This is a genomic window from Bradyrhizobium sp. SHOUNA76, assembly GCF_023006445.1.
Classification (GTDB): domain Bacteria; phylum Pseudomonadota; class Alphaproteobacteria; order Rhizobiales; family Xanthobacteraceae; genus Bradyrhizobium.
The window spans coordinates 1-2,613 of sequence record NZ_JALBHA010000694.1 but is presented as its reverse complement, the minus strand read 5'-3'; the positions used below and the strand labels follow the sequence as shown (position 1 = coordinate 2,613).

Below are 2,613 nucleotides of genomic sequence, written 5' to 3'. Positions count from 1 at the left end.
GCCCTCGGCGAGGACCGCGCGCGCCGGCTCGAGCAACTCATCGACGATTGCGAGCAGCTCGGCAATGCCGGCGCCATCGCCGCGCTATGCCGCCTGAACGCGACGGAACGGGCTTTACGACCGGCGTCATAAGAATTGCCGGAGAGTACGGGGGAAACATGGTCGACTTGGAGACCAGCTTGGAATCGTCAGCTACGCGGAGTCCGGGCTGATGGAAGGATTCTTTCAAGCGCTCGCCGCGGGCCTTCTGATCGGCGCGGTCTACGGCCTGATGTGCGTCGGGCTCGGTATGATCTTCGGCGTCATGCGCGTCATCAACTTCGCCCATGGCGACTTCATGATGCTCGGCATGTACACCGCCTTCTATCTGTTCACCGCGGCCGGCGTTCAGGCGCTGTTCGGCAACACGGTGGGGCCGTTCGTCGCCATCCTGCTGGCCGGGCCCGTGCTCGCCGTGTTCGGCTATTTCGTGCATCTGGCGTTGATCTCGCACGTATCCGGGACGCGCACCGCCTCGCTCGAAGGCGAAGGCCATTACGCCCAGCTCATCCTCACGCTCGGCATCGCGCTGATCCTGCAGAACGGCGGCCTCATCGTGTTCGGCTCGGTCCTGGCCTCGATCCGCACGCCGCTGTCGAGCTCGGCCTGGGAGCTCGGCCCCCTCTTCGACATGAGCATCTTCCTCAACAAGGCCCGCAGCATCGATATGGTCGTTTCGCTGGCGATCATGATCCTGCTTTCGCTGCTGATCACGCGGACCCGGATCGGCAAGTCGCTCCGCGCCGCCGCGGACAATCCGACCGCCGCGACCTATATGGGCATCGACGTCGACCGCGCCCACCGCACCGCCTTCGCGCTCGGCTGCGGCATCACCGCGATCGCCGGCGGCCTGCTCGCCACCAACTATCCGTTCCACCCGTTCGTCGGCCTCGAATATGTCATCGTCATGTATGCCGGCGTCGTGCTCGGCGGCATGGGCAGCATCATCGGCGCGTTCTGGGGCGGCATGACGATCGGCCTCGTGCAGCAGATGTCGACGCTGATCCTGCCCACGCAGTTGCAGAACGCCGCGATCTTCGCCGTCTTCCTCCTCATCATCTTCTTCCGCCCGCAAGGCTTCTTCGGGCGCATGGTCGAGAGGACGTGACCATGCTCCGGATGCGCTCCTTTCTGCCTCCCCTGCTCTTCACGCTCGCCTATGCCGGGATCTCGCTCGGCGTCACCAACTCCTACTACCAGCTCATCCTGACGCTGGTGCCGGTGTGGGCGGTGTTCGGGCTGTCGTGGAACCTGCTCAGCGGCTACACCGGCCTGATCTCGTTCGGGCACGCCGCCTTCTTCGGGATCGGTGCTTACGCGACCGCGCTCGGCCAGATCTATTTCGACATCTCGCCCTGGCTGCTGATCCCGGTCGCCGCCATGCTCGGCGGCATCGCCGGGCTCTTGATCGGCTTTCCGACCTTCCGCCTCCAGGGCCACTACTTCGCGCTGGCGATGCTCGCCTACCCGCTCGCCATCCTCTACGTGTTCGAGTGGCTCGGCTTCCAGGAGGTGACGCTTCCGATCAAGCGCGATGCGCCGATTGCCTATATGCAGTTTGCCGATCCGCACCTCTACACCCTGCTCGGACTGGCGATCATGCTCGCCACCATCGTGCTGACCCAATGGATCGAGCGATCCCGCTTCGGCATGGCGCTGCTCGCGATCAAGCAGAACGAGGCCGCGGCCGAGGCAGCCGGCATCAACACGCTGGCCTGGAAGCTGCGCGCGATCACGCTGAGCGGGGCGATTGCCGCCGCCATCGGCGGCTTCTACGCGCAGGTGCTGCTGGTCGTGACGCCGCAATCGGTATTCGGCATGCTGGTCTCGGCGCAGGCGCTGACGGTTGCGATGTTCGGCGGCGTCGGCACGGTCTGGGGTCCGGTGATCGGCTCGGTGATCCTGATCCCCCTCGCCGAGATCCTGCACGCGGAGGCCGGTGCGCGTATCCCCGGCATTCAGGGCGTGATCTTCGGCATCGCCATCGTCTGTGTCATCCTGCTGGCTCCGGAAGGACTGTTCTGGAAGCTGCGCGATCTCCTGCGCAAGCGAAGTGTTTCCAAACCAGCCGCCGGCGAAACTCCGGAACCGGCGGTTGCCAACGTGACGGCCCTGAAGCCCACCGCGCGGCAACGCGCAGCCACCGGTGAGGTCGTGCTCGAAGTGCGCAACCTCTCGCGTTCCTTCGGTGGCCTCAAGGCGGTGCAGGACGTCAGCTTCAAGCTGCACAAGAACGAGATCCTCGGCATCATCGGACCCAACGGTGCCGGCAAGACCACGCTGTTCAACCTCCTCAACGGCTTCCTGAAGCCGAGCCAGGGCGAGGTCCTGATCGACGGCCGCAACATGTCCGGCCAGCGGCCGCACGTGATCTGCGAGGCCGGCATCGGCCGCACCTTCCAGGTGATGCGACCGTTCCTGCGCATGTCGATCCTCGACAACGTCGTGGTCGGCGCCTATGTGCGCGCGCGCTCCGACGATGAGGCCCGCAAGCTGGCCGCCGACGCGGTTGCCCGCGTCGGGCTCTCTGCCGTCGCGAACCGTGTCGCCGGCGAGCTCTCGACCAAGGAGCTG

Annotated in this window: 2 protein-coding genes; both read left to right on the top strand. The window is 65.6% G+C overall.

Annotated features, from left to right (window positions below):
- Positions 1 to 211: 211 nt before the first annotated feature.
- Entirely contained in the window at positions 212 to 1,147 is a 936-nt protein-coding gene (locus MOV74_RS35755) for a branched-chain amino acid ABC transporter permease (RefSeq protein ID WP_246931917.1), read from the top strand.
- A gap of 2 nt (positions 1,148 to 1,149) precedes the next feature.
- Positions 1,150 to 2,613: ABC transporter permease subunit (locus MOV74_RS35750; RefSeq protein ID WP_246931916.1), on the top strand; the 1,464-nt coding region annotated here is incomplete at its 3' end.

What these genes read in the sequence shown, in the direction of transcription:
- MOV74_RS35755 (WP_246931917.1), top strand. Translation starts at nt 212, where the DNA reads ATGGAAGGATTCTTTCAAGCGCTCGCCGCGGGCCTTCTGATCGGCGCG.